Origin of the sequence: Roseateles sp. (assembly GCF_046300915.1) — a bacterium.
Taxonomy (GTDB): Bacteria; Pseudomonadota; Gammaproteobacteria; order Burkholderiales; family Burkholderiaceae_C; genus Kinneretia.
On sequence record NZ_JBKCLH010000174.1, the window covers coordinates 1 to 3,480 of the forward strand.

At 67.3% G+C, this 3,480-nt stretch carries 4 protein-coding genes; all 4 read left to right on the forward strand.

The window, feature by feature from the left end; translation table 11 throughout:
• Positions 1 to 909: S8 family serine peptidase (locus ACK5F2_RS13200; protein WP_409865288.1), on the forward strand; the 909-nt coding region annotated here is incomplete at its 5' end.
• 120 nt (positions 910 to 1,029) lie between these two features.
• Positions 1,030 to 1,455 (forward strand): gamma-butyrobetaine hydroxylase-like domain-containing protein, encoded by a 426-nt coding sequence (locus ACK5F2_RS13205; RefSeq protein WP_409865289.1) that lies wholly within the window; start codon positions 1,030 to 1,032, stop codon positions 1,453 to 1,455.
• A gap of 21 nt (positions 1,456 to 1,476) precedes the next feature.
• Positions 1,477 to 2,208, forward strand: coding sequence for a bifunctional demethylmenaquinone methyltransferase/2-methoxy-6-polyprenyl-1,4-benzoquinol methylase UbiE (ubiE, locus tag ACK5F2_RS13210; protein ID WP_409865291.1), 732 nt, complete (start codon positions 1,477 to 1,479; stop codon positions 2,206 to 2,208).
• A 331-nt stretch (positions 2,209 to 2,539) separates the two neighbouring features.
• The coding region (locus ACK5F2_RS13215) for an EpsD family peptidyl-prolyl cis-trans isomerase (protein ID WP_409865293.1) at positions 2,540 to 3,480 on the forward strand (941 nt) is incomplete at its 3' end.

A 3,480-nucleotide genomic window follows, 5' to 3' on the forward strand; every position in this document is an offset into this window, starting at 1 on the left:
CCGGCCAACACCACACCCTCCAAGGTGCTCAACCTCTCCCTGGGCGGCGGCGGTGCCTGCGACACCACCACCCAGAACGCTGTCAATGGCGCCCGTGCCCGCGGCGCCAGCGTCATCGTGGCGGCCGGCAACTCCAATGCCAATGCCGCCAACTTCAGCCCCGCCAGCTGCGCCGGCGTGGTGACCGTGGCCGCCACCGACCGCTATGGCGCCCGTGCCTACTACTCCAACTTCGGCAGCGTGGTCACCCTGGCGGCGCCGGGCGGCGATGTGCGCTCCAGCGCCAGCAACGGCATCCTCTCCACCCTGAACACCGGCACCAGCACCCCCGGCGCCGACAACTACGCCTTCTACCAAGGCACCTCCATGGCCGCGCCCCATGTGGCCGGCGTGGCCGCGCTGCTCTACAGCGTCAGGCCCGGCGCCACGCCCGACCAGATCACCGCCGCCCTGCGCAGCAGCGCCCGGCCCTTCCCGGGCAGCTGCAGCCAGTGCGGCGTCGGTCTGCTGGATGCCAATGCGGCCATCACCGCCGTTCTTGGCGGCGGCGGAGGCGGGAGCACGGTCAATGAAGCCGAGCCCAACAACGGCCTCAGCGCCGCCCAGCGCATCAGTGCCCCGGCCACCGTGAGCGGCGGCATCTCGGCCAGCACCGATACCGACTACTACCGCATCGACCTGCCCGCCGGTCGTACCCTGACGGCCACCCTCGGCCAGGGCGCCACGCTGGACTACGACCTCTTCCTCTACAACGCCAGCGGCAGCCAGCTGCGCGCCAGCGAAAACCCCGCCGGCCAGAGCGATAGCCTGAGCTTCGCCAACGGCGGTAGCGCCACCGTCACCCTGTACGTGCGCGTGTTGCACTACAGCGGCGGCGCCGGCAGCTACAGCCTGAGCCTGGGCTGGTAAGTTGCAGCCCACCCCGGCCCTCCCGGGCCGGGTTCTCAGGGCCTTGCGGGTTTCTCCCGGGGCAGGGCGGCTACACTGCCGACCCTGCAGCCCCGCAAAGCAACCCTGAAGCCCTGCGCCATGGCCGGACTCACGCCCAGCACCCCCACGCCCACCGAGATCACCGTGCACCAGCAGTCGCGCGTGCTGGAAATTGCCTTCAACGACGGTGCGCGCTTTCGCATTCCCTTCGAGCTGATGCGGGTGTTCTCGCCCTCGGCCGAGGTCATGGGCCATGGCCCCGGCCAGGAAACCCTGCAGACCGGCAAGCGCGAGGTGGGCATCACCGAGCTGGAGCCCGTGGGTCACTACGGCATTCGCCCCGGCTTCAGCGACGGCCATGCCAGCGGCATCTTCAGCTGGGACTATCTCTACCAGCTGGGCAGCCGCGAGGCCGAGTTCTGGGCCGACTACCAGGCCAAGCTGGCCGCCGCCGGTCTGGACCGCGACGCCCCCATGGCCCCCAAGGCCTCGGGCGGCAGCTGCGGCAGCCACACCCACCACTGAACTCCCACGGAGCTGAAAACCATGAGCAGCACCCACTTCGGCTTTCAGACCGTCGACGAGCGCGAGAAGGCCAGCCGCGTGCGCGGCGTCTTCGATTCCGTGGCCTCCAAGTACGACATCATGAACGACATGATGTCCATGGGCCTGCACCGGGCCTGGAAGGCCTACACCGTGGCCGTGGCCAATCTCAAGCCCGGCGAGCGCGTGCTGGACATTGCCGGCGGCACCGGCGATCTCTCCCGCGCCTTTGCCCGCAAGGTGGGCGAGAGCGGCATGGTGGTGCACACCGACATCAACGAGGCCATGCTGCGCCAGGGCCGCGAGCGCCTGCTCAACGAGGGCCTGGTGCTGCCCACCAACCTCTGCGACGCCGAGAAGCTGCCCTACAAGAGCGAGAGCTTCGACCTGGTCAGCGTGGCCTTCGGCCTGCGCAATATGACCCACAAGGATATGGCCCTGGCCGAGATGTGCCGCGTGCTCAAGCCCGGCGGCCGCCTGCTGGTGCTGGAGTTCTCGCAAGTGGCGGCACCCCTGCGCAAGCCCTACGACTGGTACAGCTTCAAGATCCTGCCCAAGCTGGGCCAGATGATCGCGGGCGATGCCGAGAGCTACCGCTACCTGGCCGAGTCCATCCGCATGCACCCGCCCCAGGCCGAGCTCAAGGCCATGATGAAGAGCGCCGGCTTCGGCCATGTGGATGTGCACAACCTCAGCGCCGGCATCGTGGCCCTGCATGCCGGCATCAAGTGCTGAGCTCGCGCTGAAACCCTACTGAAACTCGCGCGGCCGGAATGCCCCCCCTTGTTTGCGGGGGTGGCGGCGGCCCAAGGCTCATATTCCTTCAAATGAAAAGGCCGCCACGCTCGCGCGTGAGCGGCCTTTTTCATGGGGGTTTTCCCCGTGTGCGGTCCGCCGACCGGGCCCGATTTGCGGCCGCGGGCGCCCATACTGGGGAGAGTCAATTGTCATTTTGCAAAGCTACACTCGACCACCGTGTCTGGCAGGCCTTGTGCGCTGCAACATGGATGGCGTATCGATGGCCCGGGTCCAGCCCAGACGACAAGCGAAGGAAGACAAGAACATCATGAAGCTGATGACGATGACGACGCGCATTCACAAGTCCGGCCGCATGCAGGCCCCTCGTTGTGCCGGCCTGGTCCTGGTGGCTGCTGCCGTGCTGGCCCTGAGCGCCTGTGGCGGCGGTGACAAGGGCGAGAAAGCCTCTCAGACCGCGGCCAAGGTCAACAAGGAAGAGATTACCGTCCATCAGATCAACTTCGTGCTGCAGCGCCAGCCCGGCCTCAAGCCCGAGCAGGCCGAGGCCGCCGGCAAGCAGGTGCTGGAGCGCCTGATCGAGCAGGAACTGGCCGTGCAGAAGGCGCAAGACCTCAAGCTCGACCGCGACCCCCGCGTGGTGCAGCAGATCGAGGCCGCCAAGCGCGAGATCGTGGCACGCGCCTACTTCGAGCGCGTGGGCGAAAGCGTGGCCAAGCCCACCAACGAAGAAATTGCCAAGTACTACAACGACAAACCCGCCCTGTTCAAGGATCGGCGTATTTACAGCCTGCAGGAAGTGGCCATCGAAGCCAAGCCCGAACAGTTTGACGAAATTCGCGCCAAACTCGAAGGCGCCAAGAATATGGGCGAGTTTGTCGAATATCTGAAATCTCGCGATATCCGATTTGCCGCCAACCAGGCCGTGCGCGCCGCCGAGCAGCTGCCCCTGGCCAGCGTGGACGCCATCGCCCGCCTCAAGGACGGCGACTCCGCCCTCACCCAGACGCCCAACGGCCTCACCGTGCTCTTCCTGGCCGGCTCGCGCAGCCAGCCCGTGGACGAGGCCCGCGCCCGCCCCGCCATCGAGCAGTTCCTGCTCAACCAGCGCAAGGCCGAGCAGCTGCAAAAAGACGTCAAGGCCCTGCGCGAGGCCGCCAAGATCGAGTACGTGGGCAAGTTTGCCGAAGGCGCACCCGGTAGTGCTGCTGCTGCCGCCACCGCCAGTGCCCCGGCTGCAGCCACCACCCC